14 protein-coding genes are annotated in these 16,166 nt (G+C 61.3%); 11 read left to right on the top strand and 3 right to left on the bottom strand.

The genetic code is table 11. The features are described 5' to 3' along the window. Both RBB18_RS11305 and cysG read left to right on the top strand, forming a co-directional pair. On the top strand, positions 1-913 hold a 913-nt coding region (locus tag RBB18_RS11305; RefSeq protein WP_306112072.1), incomplete at its 5' end, for a glycosyl transferase family protein. 12 nt (positions 914-925) lie between these two features. Beyond that, complete coding sequence (gene cysG, locus RBB18_RS11300) at positions 926-2,371, top strand: siroheme synthase CysG (RefSeq protein ID WP_306112071.1); 1,446 nt, start codon at positions 926-928, stop codon at positions 2,369-2,371. A 171-nt stretch (positions 2,372-2,542) separates the two neighbouring features. Here the strand turns inward: cysG and RBB18_RS11295 are convergent, their stop codons facing one another. Next, positions 2,543-3,376, bottom strand: a complete 834-nt coding sequence (locus tag RBB18_RS11295) for a helix-turn-helix transcriptional regulator (protein WP_103763829.1) — start codon at positions 3,374-3,376, stop codon at positions 2,543-2,545. Positions 3,377-3,919: 543 nt separating this feature from the next. On the opposite strand from RBB18_RS11295, the gene RBB18_RS11290 reads away from it, so the two are divergent. The 9 genes from RBB18_RS11290 (at position 3,920) to RBB18_RS11250 (ending at position 12,483) form a co-directional block, all read left to right on the top strand. Continuing rightward, on the top strand, positions 3,920-4,093 hold the full coding sequence (locus tag RBB18_RS11290; RefSeq protein WP_170067227.1) for a Flp family type IVb pilin: 174 nt from the start codon (positions 3,920-3,922) through the stop codon (positions 4,091-4,093). A 129-nt stretch (positions 4,094-4,222) separates the two neighbouring features. Continuing rightward, the gene (gene cpaB, locus RBB18_RS11285) at positions 4,223-5,203 is read left to right on the top strand and encodes a Flp pilus assembly protein CpaB (protein WP_274593790.1); all 981 of its coding nucleotides are present in this window, start codon (positions 4,223-4,225) and stop codon (positions 5,201-5,203) included. 10 nt (positions 5,204-5,213) lie between these two features. Continuing rightward, on the top strand, positions 5,214-6,749 hold the full coding sequence (locus RBB18_RS11280) for a pilus assembly protein TadG-related protein (RefSeq protein WP_103763826.1): 1,536 nt from the start codon (positions 5,214-5,216) through the stop codon (positions 6,747-6,749). A 14-nt stretch (positions 6,750-6,763) separates the two neighbouring features. Then, on the top strand, positions 6,764-7,261 hold the full coding sequence (locus tag RBB18_RS11275; RefSeq protein WP_245890500.1) for a TadE/TadG family type IV pilus assembly protein: 498 nt from the start codon (positions 6,764-6,766) through the stop codon (positions 7,259-7,261). Continuing rightward, positions 7,258-7,905 carry a TadE/TadG family type IV pilus assembly protein gene (locus RBB18_RS11270; RefSeq protein ID WP_274593791.1) on the top strand — a complete coding sequence of 216 codons (648 nt, stop codon included), beginning with the start codon at positions 7,258-7,260 and terminating at the stop codon, positions 7,903-7,905. The genes RBB18_RS11275 and RBB18_RS11270 overlap by 4 nt, the downstream gene beginning before the upstream one ends. Continuing rightward, complete coding sequence (locus tag RBB18_RS11265) at positions 7,902-9,119, top strand: AAA family ATPase (RefSeq protein ID WP_274593792.1); 1,218 nt, start codon at positions 7,902-7,904, stop codon at positions 9,117-9,119. The genes RBB18_RS11270 and RBB18_RS11265 overlap by 4 nt, the downstream gene beginning before the upstream one ends. Before the next feature lie 11 nt (positions 9,120-9,130). Next, a complete protein-coding gene (locus RBB18_RS11260) occupies positions 9,131-10,510 on the top strand; it encodes a CpaF family protein (protein ID WP_274593793.1) in 1,380 nt (459 codons plus the stop codon). A gap of 2 nt (positions 10,511-10,512) precedes the next feature. Then, complete coding sequence (locus RBB18_RS11255; RefSeq protein WP_306112070.1) at positions 10,513-11,481, top strand: type II secretion system F family protein; 969 nt, start codon at positions 10,513-10,515, stop codon at positions 11,479-11,481. Positions 11,482-11,604: 123 nt separating this feature from the next. Then, positions 11,605-12,483, top strand: a complete 879-nt coding sequence (locus RBB18_RS11250; RefSeq protein WP_306112069.1) for a type II secretion system F family protein — start codon at positions 11,605-11,607, stop codon at positions 12,481-12,483. 336 nt (positions 12,484-12,819) lie between these two features. Here the strand turns inward: RBB18_RS11250 and RBB18_RS11245 are convergent, their stop codons facing one another. Both RBB18_RS11245 and RBB18_RS11240 read right to left on the bottom strand, forming a co-directional pair. Further along, positions 12,820-13,881: an extracellular solute-binding protein gene (locus RBB18_RS11245; RefSeq protein ID WP_306112068.1), complete on the bottom strand. Its 1,062-nt coding sequence runs from the start codon at positions 13,879-13,881 to the stop codon at positions 12,820-12,822. After that, positions 13,868-15,601: a chloride channel protein gene (locus RBB18_RS11240; RefSeq protein ID WP_306112067.1), complete on the bottom strand. Its 1,734-nt coding sequence runs from the start codon at positions 15,599-15,601 to the stop codon at positions 13,868-13,870. The genes RBB18_RS11245 and RBB18_RS11240 overlap by 14 nt, the downstream gene beginning before the upstream one ends. Positions 15,602-16,166 lie beyond the last annotated feature (565 nt).

Raw genomic sequence — 16,166 nt, 5'->3', positions numbered from 1 at the left:
CCCGGGCCGCGCACGCAGCCTGACAAAGGACGAGTCGCGTGAGGCCATGACGCTCATGCTGTCTGGTGATGCTGCGCCGGAAGCAGTGGGTGCCCTGCTTATGCTCTTGCGCATGAAAGGGGAGACCGCGGAGGAAATCGCAGGCTTTGCCGAGGCGGCGGCCAGCTCTGCGCTTGCATTGCCGCCTGTCGATCTCGACTGGCCAAGCTATGCCGCCGGACGGACACGGGGCCAGCCTTGGTTCCTGCTGTCTGCGCGCCTTGTGGCGGATGCGGGGCATCGGATCTTGCTGCATGGCTGGAACGGGCCGGACAGAAAGGTACGTGACGGACTTGCAGAGGCGGGGATCGGACTCGCAGAGGACCCGGAGGAGGCCGCCCGCCTGCTGGACCGTGATCGCATTGCCTACATGCCGCTGGACTCCCTTCATCCGGGCCTGTTTCGCCTTCTGAACCTGCGGGACGTTCTAGGTCTGCGCTCCTGCGTCAATACGGTTTGCCGGATGCTCAACCCCGCCCGCGCCGCGGCCAGCGTTCAGGGCGTTTTTCACCCCTCCTACCGCCAGCTTCAGGCGGACGCCGCGATACATCTCGGCTGGCAGGCATTGAGCATCATCAAGGGGGCCGGTGGAGAATTCGAGAGCAATCCGGCCAAGGACATTGCCGCTTTCGGGCTTCGGCAAGGGCGCCCCTGGCAGGAAACGCGGCCTGCGTTGCGCGATGAAACCCGCAAGCTCAATGCCGAAGGCGACCTTGCGTTGTGCGACCTCTGGCAGGGCCGCCGCCGCCCGCCTTTTGAGACCGACCTCGTTGTCACCACCACCGCCCTCGCCCTCGATACGCTTGGCCATGCCAATCCGGTGCGGCAGGCAGACTTGCTCTGGCAGAACCGCGCCCGACTTTGCGCCGCCTGAAAGGAGACCCGGATGAAGGCATTTCCCATGTTCATACGTACCACCGGGCGCCGGATCGTCGTCGTCGGTGGCGGCGAGCAGGCGGCGCAAAAGGCGCGTCTGATGCTGAAGACAGATGCCAGCCTGGTTCTCGTCGCTGACAGCCTGGAAGATGAACTGCGCATGCTGGTCGACGACGGCCGCGCCACGCATGAGACGCAGCTCTCGGCCTCTGTCTTCGAGGGGGCGGCCATGGCGCTGATCGGTACCGGTTGCCCGGGGCTTGATGCGGCCGCCCATGCGCTGGCGAAATCCGTGCGCTGTCCGGTCAATGTGGTCGACCAGCCCGACCTCTGCGACTTGACCACGCCGGCGATCGTTGATCGTGATCCAATCGTCGTGGCCATCGGCAGCGAAGGCACGGCGCCGGTCCTGACCCGCGACATCAAGACCCGCCTGGAACAGATGCTGCCGCAAACGCTCGGCGGCTTGGCGGCGCTGGCAGGGCGCTTGCGCCCGGCGGTTGAACGGCAGGTGCCCCGTGCAAATAGACGTGCGCTCTGGGCCTGGGTTTTCAAAGGGGCGCCCCGCGGCGCCTGGATCCGTGGCGCGGAACGCGACGCCGCGCGTGTGATCAAAACCGCCATCGAGGCAGGCGGCGCGCCAGAGGGGGCCGGTTCCGGGCAGATCAGCCTCGTCGGGGCTGGCCCCGGGGCGCGCGACCTGCTTACGCTTCGCGCAGTAGAACGCCTCCAAGAGGCCGATATCATCTTCTACGACCGTCTCGTGGATGCGGAGGTGCTCGAACTGGCCCGCCGCGACGCGGAACGCGTCTTCGTTGGCAAACATGTGGGTGCCCATGCCTGGCCCCAGGAGCGGATCAACCAAGTGATCGTGGCGGCCGCGGCCAAGGGGCAACGCGTCGTTCGCCTGAAATCCGGTGATCCCGGCATATTCGGCCGCGCAACAGAGGAAATCGAGGCCGCTCGCGCCGCCGGGATCCCCGTTGAGCTTGTGCCGGGCGTGACGGCGGCCTCTGCGGCCGGCGCGATGTTGTGCCAGAGCCTGACGGAAAGAAACGTCGCCGACACCCTTGTCCTGACAACGGGGTCCGGCTGTGCCGACGATCCTGTGCCCGATAGCACGCGTCACTCAGGCCCGGGGACGACGACGGCTTTCTACATGGCGGTGCGTCATGCCGGACGCCTCGCCGACGACCTAATGAAAAAGGGGTTGCCAGCAGACGCTCCAGTCGACATCGCCTGCGACGTTTCCAAGCCGGATCAGCGACACATCACAACCACCATCGGGGCGATCGAAAGAACCTTGGACAGCAACAAAGTGCATGGTTGCGCCGTGCTGCTGGTAACCTGGCCAAAGCGATGTGCTGAACAGTCGGCCAACGGCCCGGTTCTGGCCAGACTTGCACCAATGGCGGAAAGGACTGTGATTTCCCTGCAGGACTCGAAGGTCGGATAGTCTTTTATAGACATTCGGAAAACCAACGGATGCTGCTCGTGCAAGACAAATTGTCCGGTTATGAGGAAATACGCGAAACTCGGCGGACAAACCGATGGGGCAAATGATCCATATCGACGAAGCGCGCATTCGCGATCAATAATGATGTAAGAGCGAGCATACGCGCTTTGCCTAGATAGAGCGCCGGTTCGCCACTTCGGCGAACAATGCTTTCTGTCTGTTAAGCTTGTGCAGCAGTTCAACCTGATTGGAGGTTCCCGTCTTGGAAAAGACAGAACTGAGATGCGTGCGGACCGTAGCTGGCGCAATCGACAAGGACTCAGCAATTGCGCAAACCGTCATTCCTTCTTTCAACAGGGTGCAGACACGGAATTCGGACCTACTCAAATGTGCCGGGTTCTCGCAGTCCAGCAAGGGAACATCGCTGTCGTATGGCGCCTCGACGCAACTCAGTTTCCGTCCCCGCACCAGCGTTTTTGCAATTACGCCGGAGACCCTGCTGCCCCAGCATGACGAGAGTGTTCCGATCAGAGTCACGACCAGATCAAGATCGTGCTGCGCCGGACTATGCAGGTACTGCAGCTCGAGAACATCGACACTGGCATGCCCCTTCCACAAGGGGATCGCGATGATTTCCGCGAACTTGCCCGCCTGCGGTTCCCGGTGGCCATGCAGGCTTGCGCCTTCGCGGCCTTCAGCCTCCGACAGCTTCCAGATCGATCCGGTCCTGGCCATACGCAAGCAGTCGCCCAAAAGGTCGACGGTAAAAGCGCGTGGTTGAGTCGGCCAGACCTCGCCCTTGCGAAGAGTGCAGCGTGCGATGTACCTGCTTTTCGAATCTTTCAGGCAAATGCGGGTGATCAGCGCGGCATCGGCCCGGACCAGCCGCATCAATTGCTCAAGACATTCGGCAAGATCGCCATTGCCGTTCAGAGCATTCGCCCACCCTGCCACCAATCCGAAACTTTCAGACGAGCGATCACGACCATAAAAATTGGTCCCCATTACTCCAACCCCTTTCCAACCCCAAAATGCAGGCCGGAAAAAATATCCCCAAAACGTCGTTAATATTCTGGGGATAAGGTTCAAATGGCAAGAAATATGGCGGGATTACGGCAACTTCTGTTCCGAGATCGCCATCAAGAAAGGCGCAACATACTGAATTATATGCACTTTTATTAACTGGCGCAGTTCTTGAAAATTTGCTTCAGAATTTGTCTTGGTTTTTCCGGATGTGGATAAAACCTTAAAATCGCCGTGATTGGAGACAATTTATGTCCCAAAGCAAAATGGCCACGCACCCGATTTGAACGCCAACCGATTCGTGCTCAAGAATCCGCCGGGTCCCACGGCGTATGAACTTATCGCGCGGAACAAGAAGCTAGCCAAAAAATCACTACCTTAAGCGGAATTTACACGCCGTTTGATGGAAGCGTAGCCAATACTCATTCCTATACGCTGGATTTCGAGCTGAGGCAGAGCCTTGCCAAGCTTGCGCCCCGGCATGTCGCCAGGGGTTAATTTCAAAAAATCCTTATGGGGGATAACATGATCAAACTCTTCAAGAAATTCGCCAAAGACGAAAGCGGCGCAGCCATGGTGGAATACGGCGTCGCGCTTATGGTGATCGCGGCCATTGGCACCACGGCCATGACAGCTTTGGGTGACGGTGTCGAAGCCAACGTTTCAACTGCCTGCTCAGCAATTGGCACGACGTGCTGAAGCTAGAAGCTTTCTAAGAAACAAAAAATCTGCGCCACGCTCAAATGCGTTGGCGCAGATATAACAGCCGCCGGAAAATCTGACGATGTCCCGGCCTTCGTTCAAAGAAACATATTTTTGGAGACGACCATGCGTGCCAAGCCGATACTAACGACGCTATTTGGAATTGCGATCGCGGGCGGGTCCGTTTTCGTGGCCAAGGATCAGCTTCTGAATGGAGCTCGTAACACGACCACATCACCGAACACCGAACTGGTCGAGATCTATGTCGCACGCTCGGAAATCGCGTTCGGCCAGGAAATCGAAAGCCATCTCGTCACCCTGCACAAATGGCCACGCGAAGCCCTGCCATCAGGGGCGTTCTTCGATCTTGTCAATCTTGTGCCCAACGACCGCGTGCAGCTGCGCCGCGCGAAGGGCCGGTTCTTTCCGGGCGAAGTGATGCTGGCCTCAAAGGTGTCTGCCTTCGGCGAAAGGGTGACACTGGTCCAGAAGCTGGGTGAAAACACCCGCGCAATGGCGATCAAGGTCGACGCGGTGACTGCCGTCGGCGGTTTCGTCACGCCCGGCGACTTTGTCGATATCGTTTTGACGCAAGGTGCCCAGATGGAATTGCGGGCCGTAACCATTCTGCAAAACATCCGTGTGATCGGCGTCGACCAGCAATCCGAGGAGCTCAATGACACGCCCGAGGTTGCGCGCACGATCACGGTCGAGGTCACGGCCGAACAAGGCCAACGCCTCGCACTGGCCCAAAAGGCCGGAACGCTCAACCTGACGCTTCGAACCCTGGACGGGGTCGAGGACAAACCGATGGAAATGGTGCGCCTGCGCGACCTGCTGCAAGAGGAGGGTCCGGCGGAAAAGGTCGAGAAGCAACCGACGATACGGGTGCGTCGCGGGACTGTATCCGAGGTTGTCACCATTCCACGCAGCAGTCTGGAGTTGGTACCAGCGGCAGAACCTTCGGTGACGCTGGATCCGGTGCAGCCCATCGCACCGGCCGTGGAATCCGAGACCCCGACAACCCGCGATACCGATGATATCGAACGTTCGCCCGTGACGACCGAAAACGGCAACGTCGATGTCACGCAAGTGATCGGGCAATAGGATCCATCCCATGCGGCCCCATCGCATCATAGCAAGGTTTTCCCAAGACCAGGACGGCACGGTCGCCGTTTTATGGGGCACGTCGCTGATCGCCTTCCTGGGGTTTCTTGCGATCACGCTCGATATTGGCCGGCTGGGCTCCACCCAGGCAGAGATGCAGGCCTTCGCCGACCACGTCGCCTTGGCAGCGGCCGGCGAACTCGATGGCCGCAGCGATGCTATCACCCGCTCGACGAACGCGGCGGCGAATATGATCAGCGACAGCCAGACATTCACCACCGGGTCAGGCACGTTGTCCGGCGCTGCCGACTACACGCTGACCTTTCACTCTTCCCTCCCTGCATCGGACCTTACACCGCTTGGCGCGGATGCCACGACAGATCCCAACAAGGCCAAGTTCGTCCAGGTGGTCCTGACGCCGAAATCCCTCAGTATGACCCTCGCTTCAGCACTCGACAAACTGCTGGGCGGAAACGGTTTTGCCACGACGGACCTGTCGGCCGAGGCTGTGGCCGGCTTCACGCAGGCGGCCTGTGATATCTCACCCCTGATGTTCTGCCTGCCTTCCGACTGGGAGACGTCCCTCGATATCGGAGACCAGATCCTGCTGCGCAGCGGCGGAAACGGCTCGGCCTGGGGCCCCGGCAATTTCGGTTTCATCGACCTCGCCGCTTTCGAAGACAGCTCGGGGGTCTGTGCCGACGAAGGCGGCAACAAGCTGGCCTGTCTGATCGCCGCGCAAAAGCAGATCACCCAGTGCATTCTGACCAACGGCATAGATACCGAGCCCGGCCAGAAGGTCGGCATCACAAACGCGGCGTTCAATGTGCGGTTCGACATCTACCGCTCCGTACTGAACGGAGAAAAGAGCAACGAGGATTTTGCCCCGGCGCCGAACGTCATCAAGGGGATCAAGAAGAACGGCGGTGGTGCTTGCATCCAGGGCAATGAAGAGCCGACCGGCGACACGACGGCCTTGGGGCGCGACCTGTGCATGACCACGGGAAGCTGTGGCGGAAACAACAGGTTCGGGGACGGCACGTGGGACCGTGCCGGATATCTTAACAAGAACCACGACCTCGCCGACGGCATCGCGGACGGCATCGGTAGCGACACCCACCTGCCTGCCCTTACCGGGACGAACACGCAATATGCCGGCACACGCTTTGGCATGTACCTGCGCGAGATCGCGTATGGAAATGAGAATCCGCACGGTCCCGGCTCGAACGCCATACTTGATCCTTCCCTGTCCGAAACCGGGCGCCCGATATGCTCGACCGCGTCGCCGGGCGGCCCCGAGCGGCGGGTCATCACGGCCGCCGGCGTCGATTGCGGTAAGACTGCCATCTCGGGCGCCACGAGCGGCGTGCCTGTGTCGAAATTCGTTAGCGTCTTCCTGACCGAACCGGTTGGGGATGACGGCGGTTCACCGCCCAGTTTCGACATTCACGGCGAGATTGTGAGCTTTCCCGATACCGTTGGCGCCGGTGCAGGCACCGATGGTTTCGGCGGCATCTTCCGCGACGTCGTTCAGTTGTATCGATAGCGAGGATTGGACCAGTGAACTTTCGGCCAACCCTTTGGATAAAGCGCTTCACGTCGGGCGAACACGGCGCCGTGCTCGTGGAATTCGCGATTGTCCTGCCGATCATGCTTCTGTTTTTTGCGCTGACCACCGAAGCGGCCCGCATGATGTGGTCCTACCAGACCGTAATCGCAGGCGTCAGGGATGCCGGGCGGTACATGGCCCGGGTGGTCCCCGCGGATATTTGCGACGCGGGTGGCAGCGTCACTGCCCTGTCTACAACACTCAAGGACATCGTCGAGAAGGATATCGGCGGCGCATCCCTCTTCCCGTCAAAGGTCACCGTCAACTCGGTGACCCCAAGCTTTTCGTGCGTCTCGGGAACCTACCGCGTCAGCCCGGCACCGGTCGGCCGTGTCACCGCCAACGTGACGATCCAGTTTCCGATGGGCGGGGTCCTCGATCTTTTCGGCAGCGCGCTCTCTTCCGTGACAACCGACGTCGCGGACAACGCCCGGATATTCGGCCAATGACGCGGCGGTGGCATACGGCCCGGGCCGCGGCCCGACGCGCGATCGGGTTCTCGCAGGACCAGTCGGGTGGCGTTCTTGTCGAGTTCGCAGTCGTGATTGCGCTCTTCCTGTTTATCTTCATGGGCCTGCTAGATTTCGGACGGCTTTCCTATAGCGGCGTGACCGCGCAAAGCGCGTCTCAGATCGCGGCACGGATCGCCATCGTTCGCCCTCCGGCCTGCGCGGGTGTTCCACAAGTCCACGTCCGCGGTAGCGCCTCGCCCCCACCCCGCTTCGGAACCTCGTGCAGCGCAGCCAGCGGGGTGTGCGCCTCCGTCGCGACGGTCACGTGCCAGGGCTCCGCTTCGAACGCGACCGCATCGGAAATCTGGGCGCGTATCAGTCCACTTCTGCCGCCGGGCACAAATATCGACGCGCTTCGGTTTTCCTACGCGTTTGATCCCAAACTGGGATTCCTCGGGGGCCCCTACACGCCCATGCTGACCGTCGAGTTGGCCCTCGACGATTTTCAATTCGTCTCGCCGCTGGCCAGCCTTGCCAACGCAGCGGGTTCAGGCGGCAGCGGCATCGAATCTTCTGTGACGTATTCCAGTTTCAGCGTCTCGCTGCCCGCAGAGGATCTTGCATCAGGAGAGTCAGGATGAAGACACAATCGCACTCCAGATCACTGTTGGTCGTGTCGGCCAGGGAAGCCTTTGTCGAGGTTATCAGCGAAGTGTTCCCCGCATCGGAGAACCACAAGGTCACGAGTTCCAGCGAAACATTCGCGGCCATGAACGGACGTGCCGTGAACCTGGTATTCAACCACGACGTGGTCATCATCGAGGCGGATCCCGATGATGAGACCGAAGTGAACGCCATCAAGGAACTGATGTCGGAACGTGAAGGCGACACCGTGTTCCTGGCGATAACGCACTCTGACGTGTCGATCTCCAAGGCGCGCAAGCTCCGCGATATCGGCATGGACGAGGTGCTGCCGATTTCGATCGACAGCGAAAGCCTGAAGGCCGTCGTCGACGAACAGTTGAGCCGGCGCCAGGTCCCCGCGCAATCCGTGCATGACGGGCCTGCAGCCCTCGGCAAAATAATCCCCGTTACCCAGGCCCACGGCGGCGCCGGTGCGACGACCGTTGCAGTCAATCTGGCCTGTGCGCTCGCGTCCGACCGGTCCACCTTCTTCAGAAAGGCCGAAAGCAACCGCGTCGTGCTGCTCGATTTCGATCTGCAATTCGGCAATGCCAACGTATTCGTCGACCTTGAGGATAACGGGGGCTTTCTCCAGTTAATCGGGTCGGCGGAGGAGCCCGACGACCACTTCCTGATGTCAACGCTGCAAAGGCATGCGCAAGGGTTCGATGTACTGTGCGCGCCGACACCCATCGTTCCGCTTCACTCGCTTCGCGCCGAAATTGTCGAGACCATGATCGCCCTGCTCAAAAGGCGCTATGATTACATCGTCATCGATCTACCCCGCGCGGTCGTCGAGTGGGTAGAACCGATATTGAAGCAGGCGACCCAACTCGTCCTTGTTGCCGATACAAGCGTGCCGAGCATCCGCCAGGCGCGTCGTCTGATCGACCTTTACCGCGAAGAAAATGTCGGGCTGCCGGTCGAGATCGTGATCAATCGCGACCAGAAACCGCTCATCAAGTCCGAACACATGCGAGAGGCCGAAAAGGTCCTCGAAACGCGGCTTCTGCACTGGTTGCCGTACAATCCAAAGGTGGCACGAAGCGCCGTGAATCTAGGGCGCCCTGTTGTCGAGATGAAACCGCGCTCCGACCTGGGCAAGGCCCTTGCAAGGGTGTCGGCCGAGATCTCAGCCAAAGAACAAGTCAAAAGAAAAATCAGCCGATAAGGGGAATTGCCGTGTTCAAGGAATATCGCTCGCGGCGTGCGGAGGCACAGCCAAACGTGCTCAAGCTCGAACGCAAAAACGAGGCTCCGAAAGATGCAGAAGCTCCCTCGGAGGATCTGGAGCTTAAAGCGCATCTCGATCTGAAGAACCGCCTGCATGGCGAACTGCTGGACCGGCTGAATCTGACCATGATCGACAAGGTCGAGCGGTCGGAACTCAAGCGCCAGATTGCATCGCTCGTCACCAGCCTGATCGAGGCCGAAGGCGTCTATATGCGTTCCGAAGCTTTTTCGTCGTTGGTCGAGGAACTGATCCACGAGGTAATGGGCCTCGGCCCTCTGGAACCTCTGCTCGAAGACCCCACCATCAACGACATTCTCGTGAACTCCTTCGACAAGGTCTATGTCGAACGCCACGGCCTTCTGGAAAAGTCGAAGGTTCGCTTCCGCGACGAACGGCACCTGCTGCGTGTCATTGACAAGATCGTCAGCAAGGTTGGACGTCGGATCGACGAGTCGCAGCCCTGGGTCGACGCCCGCCTCGAGGATGGCAGTCGCGTAAATGCGATCATCCGCCCCTGCTCGGTGGATGGCCCAGCGCTTTCGATCCGTAAGTTCTCACGCGTGCCCCTGACGCTGCAACGGCTAGTCGAACAGGGCGCGCTGAACCAGCAGGCGGCAGGCCTGCTCAAGGCGCTGGTCGACGCGCGCCTCAATATCCTTATCTCCGGCGGAACCGGCTCGGGCAAGACGACCCTGCTGAATGCCGTCTCGTCCTTCATTGATACCCGACATCGCATCGTCACGATCGAGGACGCGGCCGAGCTACAACTGCAACAGGAACACGTGGTCCGGCTGGAAACGCGCCCCCCCAACGCCGAAGGAGAAGGCACTATCTCTCAGCGCGACCTAGTGCGCAACGCTCTTCGCATGCGCCCCGACCGCATCATCGTTGGCGAGGTTCGTGGCGCCGAATGTTTCGACATGCTGCAATCGATGAACACAGGCCACGACGGTTCGATGACGACGGTGCACGCTAACTCCGCGCGAGATGCCCTGGGTCGGATCGAACAGATGGTAACGATGATGGGCGCCGAACTCCCGCTAAAGACGATCCGATCGCAGATCGCCTCGGCCATTCATATCGTCGTGCAACTCAGTCGGATGAGCGACGGAAGCCGCCGCATCCTCAGCATCTCGGAGATCACGGGGATGGAGAATGACACGATCACCATGCAGGACATCTTCGTCTACAAGCGCCGCGGCAGGGCCGAAACGGGCGCCGTCATGGGCGATTTCGTGCCGACCGGCATCCGTCCCCACTGCTTTGATCAACTCGTGGCAGCCGGCGTCGATGTGAATGCCGACTTGTTCAAGCGCCTGGAGGTGTAACGATGTTCGAGCTTCAACCCCATACCATCGATATCATACTCTATGTCTGCATCTTCCTCGGTGTTCTGGTGGCTTACGATGGCGTGCAACAACTCCTGTTCCGCCGCGAGACGCAATCGGAGGCGCGTAACCGGCGGATGCGTGTCATCCAGCAAGGTGGCTCGACAGAGGACACCCTGAAACTGCTGCGCGACTCGGCCCTGCTCGGCCCCGATAAGAAGGGCGGCGTGTACGTGCGATTACGCAGGTTGCTGGTCCAGGCCGGCGTTTCCGTCAGGCCCTTCTGGGTGTTCCTTTGCATGGCGCTGATCGGAATGGTCGCTTATGCCGCGACCACGCGCTTCGTGCCACCGGGTATGGCTGTCGGATCGAGTGCCGGCATTGCGATCGGCCTCCCTCTTCTGGTCCTGATGCAGATGAAACGCGACCGGGTCAAGAAGCTGAACGCGCAATTGCCGGATGCCCTCGATCTCATGTCGCGGGGGCTGAAGGTTGGCCATCCTGTCGCCGTCACTGTCGGCAAAGTTGCGACCGACATGCCCGATCCGGTCGGTTCGGAGTTCGGCATCATCGCAGACCAGATCAACTTCGGCGATGATCTGGGCACCGCTTTCCACGACTTTGCCAAGCGCGCGGCGACCGAGGACGCCAGGTATCTGGCCGTGGCCATAAGCATCCAGCACGGCACGGGCGGCAATCTCTCGCGGATCCTCAATGTTCTGTCCCAGGTCATCCGTGACCGGCACATGATGCAAAAGAAGATCAGGGCGGTTTCCGCCGAAGGACGCCTCAGTGCGGTCATCCTTACCTGCCTGCCGGTGCTCATTTATCTCTCGATCGAGTTTACGACGCCGACATTCTACGGTGACGTGCGCGGCGACCCGAGGTTTCAGTATTTCGCCATCGCCATCATTAGCCTTGTTGTATTGCAGGGTCTTATCCTGAACCGGCTTGTGAAGTTCAAATTTTGAACGGGAGTGATTTCCATGGACATCCTGAACAACATCCTGAGCGACCTGGCCACCTCGCCGGACTACCTTGTCCTTGCGGGGATCGGTCTCAGCGCCTTCGCGATCGTCTACGGCCTTATCGGGATGTTTGCCGCAGAGGCGCCCGAGACGCTGCGCATGCGCGCGGGCTCGCTAAGCCGTGCCCGTGGCGAGGATTTCGACCTAATCCAGGGCGACGACAGCGATCCGCACGGATTACTGCAAGCCTTCGTGCCCTCCTCCAAGGAGGAGCGGTCGAAAATCGGAAGTCAACTGAAGCGCGCAGGTATCAAGCGGCCGAACGCGGTCAAAAGCTTTTATGCGTTCCGCGCGATCGTCGGGATAACACTGCCTGCCCTTTTTATCGCGATCATGGCGCTTTCGCCTGAAAATCAGGCGAGATTGCATGTCGACCGGATCATGATGAATCTGACTTGGCTGCATGCGGTGCAAATCGTGACCGCTCTTTTGGTCGTCGGGTTTTACGGCCCGATTCTGTGGCTGCGGGCCCGGATCAGGAAACGAACCAAGGCGATCGAACACAGCCTGCCAAATGCGCTGGACCTTTTGCAGGTCGCCATTGAAGCGGGCCTCGGGTTCGATGCCGCGATGGTGCGGGTCTCGCATGAACTTGCCTATGCCGCACCGGAAATTTCACAGGAATTCATGATCCTTCAGCTGGAGCTTCAGGCGGGCAAGGAGCGGCAGGCGGCCCTTCTCGACATGGCCGAACGCGCAGGCGTGAGCGAACTTGCCTCATTTGCCAATGTCCTGCTTCAGTCGAACCAATTCGGGACAAGCGTGTCGACCGCACTGGAGCGGTTTTCCAAGGACATGCGTGTAGACCGAGAGTTGCGTGCGCAGGAAAAAGCCAATCGACTTCCTGTACAAATGTCTGCAATCATGGCTCTTTTTATGATGCCGGTGCTCTTGATGATTTGTCTTTCACCAGTGCTTATCCGATGGATGGACATGTTCGGATAAGATTGGCTCCGCTATGAAAAGGCGGCCAATGGGCATCATATTGGCTCACGGCGATTTGGTGAGGCTGGGTGCGCCGCTCGGAGGTTTTGCGGAGTTCGCGGGGATAAAGTGCAGTAGAACCATGGATGGAACGCCGCGCCGCGGCCCGTCGATGCGCGGCAACAACGAACACCCGTCTACTCTGTCCGCAGTTCGGTCATAGTCCCGTTTTTCGTCAAGGTCTGCTTGCTCGGTCGAAGCCGCCGTTGGCAAATCTCGTTCAGGCTATCGGCCGTGACAATTCTGGCAAGGTCACCATGGATTGTCACGGCGATTCCGTCTCGGGCGTTGCCCGGCTCAGTCGTCATCGCCAAGCCAGTCGCGAAATCGGCGTTGGCGCAGGTCCTCGGTATTCGCGTACCAGCCGCTGTCGCGCACGAGCGCCCGGCCCACGTGTTGCGGAGCGTTCGGCAGATGGGCGCGCATCGGCACGCCCAGGTCCCGGTTGATCCCGATCCTGTCGAAGGCCGAGCGACGGGTCGGGCCATATGGGATTTGCGTCGCAAGGCGTGCCATCGTGGCCGGGTCCGCCGCGTGCTGCACAAAGGCCCTTGCGGCGTCAGGCGCGTCGGTATCGGCGGCGATGGCCCAGACCTCGATCCCGATGACGCGACCGTCCCAGACGATGTCGATCTGTGCGCGCTCACGCTGCGCCATGTCGAAGAACCGGCCGTTGAACCCCGCCGCCATCACGGCGCGGCCGTCCGCCAGCATCTCGGCCGGTGTCGCCGGGTCCTGCCACCAGACGATGTCGTCGCGGATGGTGTCGAGCTTTCTGAAGGCCAGGCGCAGGCCGCGGTCGGTGCTGAGCAGGCCATAGACCTGTTCCGGGGGGACGCCTTCGGCCAGCAAGGCCCATTCCAGGATCCCGTCCGGGCTGCGCTGAACGGCGCGAGGGCCGGGAAAGCGGTCGGTGTCGAAGAAATCCTCGATCCGGGTCGGTTTCACCCCCGAAAACGCGCGGTCGTCAAAGGCCATGACGCGGGCGTAGGCGTTTTGCGGCACAGCGCACCCATTCGGCGCGAAGGGCGTGAAATCCGCCAAGGCCTCGGGCGCAAACAGCGCGCCAGGGTCGGTCTTCAGCAGCAGACCCTGCGCGCAAGCGACACGGGCCTGATCGGCCAGCATGTCGATCACGTCCCAGCCCTCGGGCACGCCGCGCTCGGCCAGGGCCGTCCAACTTCCATCGTAGACGACCACCTCGACATCGAGGCCGGTCTCCGCGGCGAAAGGCGCGATGACGGCCTGGTTTTGCGCGGTTTCGTAAGCACCACCCCAGGACACGATCGTCAGATCGTCGGCGCGGGCCGGGGCCGCGATCATCGCGACCATCAGAAGGACGAGATCAGATCGACGCATTTTCTTCCTTTCGCAGCCGCGCGCCTTCGTCCAGCCAGGCCGAGACCAGATCCGCTTCCGACACCGCGCCGAGGTAGCGCCCCGTTTCGCCGCAGACAACCGGCACCGCGTCGCCGACGAAACCGCGCAGCCGCTCCATCGCGTCGGCGAGGTCGGTCTCGTCATCAAAGACCAGTCGGGCCGGGGCAAGGCCTTGCGCCAACCGGGGCGGATCCTCTTGGGCGCCGGGGCTGAACACACCCAGAAGCCGGCCCTCGGCGTCGAGCACGAACGCCTCGCGCCAGCCCTGCGCGCGCAGACGCTCGGCCACGTCCGCGGGCCTGTCATCGGCCGTGGCGGTCACCGCCTGCGGTTGCAGGAAATCGACGACCTTCAGCGCCGCGAAATGCGCCCGGTCCCGTCCGAGGGAAAAGTCGATGCCCCGGCGGGCGAGTTGCACGTCGAAGAGCGACCGGCCAAAGGTGCGATGGGACACGAGGTTGGAAAAGACCACGGCCACCATCGCGGCAATGGTGACGTCGTAATTGCGGGTCAGTTCAAACACGATCAGGATGCAGGTCAGCGGCGCGCCGATGACGGCGCTGGCAAAGGCCATCATACCCCCGATCGCGTAGATCGCCGCGCCCGAAGTCGGCACGCCCGCCAGGCCCGAGACGAGCGTCCAGAAAAGGACGCCGATCAGGCTCCCGATCAGGAGCGACGGGCTGAACGCGCCGCCCGAGAACCCTGCGCCGATGCACAGCGCGGTCAGGAATATCTTGGCGGCGATCAGCACGATCAGTTCGCCAAGCCCGAAGGCGCCGTCGATGGTGGCGAAGCGCAGGGTCGAGGTGCCGATCCCCAGCACGTCGGGCAGCACGAGCGCCGTCAGCCCGACCGCCAGGCCCGCCATTGCCGTGCGCGCCTCTGGCCACCGGATGCGCTGCGCGAGGGCCGGTCCGATGGCCAGCAGCAGGCGCATGAACACGATTGCCGCCAATGCTACGAAAAGGCCGAGAATGGCAACGAGGCCAAACTCGTAGCCATGGGCGACGCCCGGAAACTCGATCCTGAACAAGGCGGGCCGTTCAAAGATCACGTTGGCGATGACATAGCCCGCGACCGACGCGACCGTCACCGGCGCAAAGGCCCGGGTGGCGTAGTGGCGCAGGACGACCTCGTGCGCGAAGAGCACGCCGGCGATCGGCGCGTTGAACGCGGTCGAGATCGCGGCGGCCACGCCGCAGCTGACGGCGATGCTTGCCAGATTCGGCACGCCCAGGCGCAGCCGATGCGCAAATCCGCCGAAGATCGCGCCGAGATAGACCATAGGCCCGTATTGGCCGACCGAGGCCCCGGTGCCCAGCGACAGCGCTGCGGTCAGGGTCGAGACCAGCCCGCTGCGCAGCTCGGGAAGCGGTTTGTGGAACTGCACCGCCTCGATCACGTCGGGCGGGCCAAGCGGCCGTCCGGCCGGTGACAAGTGCCGGTGGATGAGTCCGACGATCAGACCGCCGAGCGTGGGCACGAGGATCGTCATCACGGCCACCAGGCCCGGAACGCTTTCCCATTGCACCCGCGCCCTGGGTTCGACCAGCAGAACCGTATTCAAAAGTGCAACAAGGTCGACAAGCGCAATCGCCGCCATCGACGCCGCCCCGCCGACAGTCAGGGCGATGCCGGTGAGAATGAGCATTCGCAAGGGCGCAGGCGCCGTGTCGCTTTGCGGTCCGAGGGTCATTTCCGTGGATCATCGACCGGATCAGCGCATGACGCAACAGCGAGGACAGGGGCAGCGGCGCCCGCTCATGACGCGGTCACGCAGTTTGGCGTCGGCATTGCAAGTAAGAAAGCCTGACGCGACATGCGCAAGGACTCGTCTGCCGCACGACCATTTCTGCGGGTTCTGGGGAAAACGTCCGTTTGAACGCGTGCCGGGTCAGACCGCACCTATTACCGAATGGTAGCTTTGAATGTGCGCCGACCGACTCGGCGTATGCAAACAATCCGCCCTGTCAGCCTTGATTTGATCGCATTTCTGGAGCTCGCTTTTTGATTGTATTGAGCAGTCATGGCTTCGCTGCCGGGACAGAGGGGCAAAGTCATGAAGTGGTCCGGCGTTGTCCATCGTCGATACGTGTGACCCATCCTCGGCCGGATCGAGGCCCGAGCGATTGGGATCGCGTGTCATGACGGTATGGCCTTTATATCTCAGCCGGGCCTCGGCAAGGCGCGTAAGGGCGCCGATAAATGATTGCGGCTCCGGATGCGCATGAACAATGTGGGTGTGCATCTGTAAAGCGTTC

The organism is Roseovarius sp. MMSF_3298 (assembly GCF_030733705.1).
Classification (GTDB): domain Bacteria; phylum Pseudomonadota; class Alphaproteobacteria; order Rhodobacterales; family Rhodobacteraceae; genus Roseovarius; species Roseovarius confluentis.
Note: the sequence above shows the minus strand (reverse complement) of the source record. Positions and strands in the feature narration are given on the sequence as shown.

What these genes read in the sequence shown, in the direction of transcription:
- RBB18_RS11270 (WP_274593791.1), top strand. Translation starts at nt 7,258, where the DNA reads ATGACGCGGCGGTGGCATACGGCCCGGGCCGCGGCCCGACGCGCGATC.
- RBB18_RS11265 (WP_274593792.1), top strand. Translation starts at nt 7,902, where the DNA reads ATGAAGACACAATCGCACTCCAGATCACTGTTGGTCGTGTCGGCCAGG.
- RBB18_RS11255 (WP_306112070.1), top strand. Translation starts at nt 10,513, where the DNA reads ATGTTCGAGCTTCAACCCCATACCATCGATATCATACTCTATGTCTGC.
- RBB18_RS11250 (WP_306112069.1), top strand. Translation starts at nt 11,605, where the DNA reads ATGTTTGCCGCAGAGGCGCCCGAGACGCTGCGCATGCGCGCGGGCTCG.
- cysG (WP_306112071.1), top strand. Translation starts at nt 926, where the DNA reads ATGAAGGCATTTCCCATGTTCATACGTACCACCGGGCGCCGGATCGTC.
- RBB18_RS11245 (WP_306112068.1), bottom strand. Translation starts at nt 13,881, where the DNA reads ATGCGTCGATCTGATCTCGTCCTTCTGATGGTCGCGATGATCGCGGCC.
- RBB18_RS11295 (WP_103763829.1), bottom strand. Translation starts at nt 3,376, where the DNA reads ATGGGGACCAATTTTTATGGTCGTGATCGCTCGTCTGAAAGTTTCGGA.
- RBB18_RS11290 (WP_170067227.1), top strand. Translation starts at nt 3,920, where the DNA reads ATGATCAAACTCTTCAAGAAATTCGCCAAAGACGAAAGCGGCGCAGCC.
- RBB18_RS11240 (WP_306112067.1), bottom strand. Translation starts at nt 15,601, where the DNA reads ATGACCCTCGGACCGCAAAGCGACACGGCGCCTGCGCCCTTGCGAATG.
- cpaB (WP_274593790.1), top strand. Translation starts at nt 4,223, where the DNA reads ATGCGTGCCAAGCCGATACTAACGACGCTATTTGGAATTGCGATCGCG.
- RBB18_RS11280 (WP_103763826.1), top strand. Translation starts at nt 5,214, where the DNA reads ATGCGGCCCCATCGCATCATAGCAAGGTTTTCCCAAGACCAGGACGGC.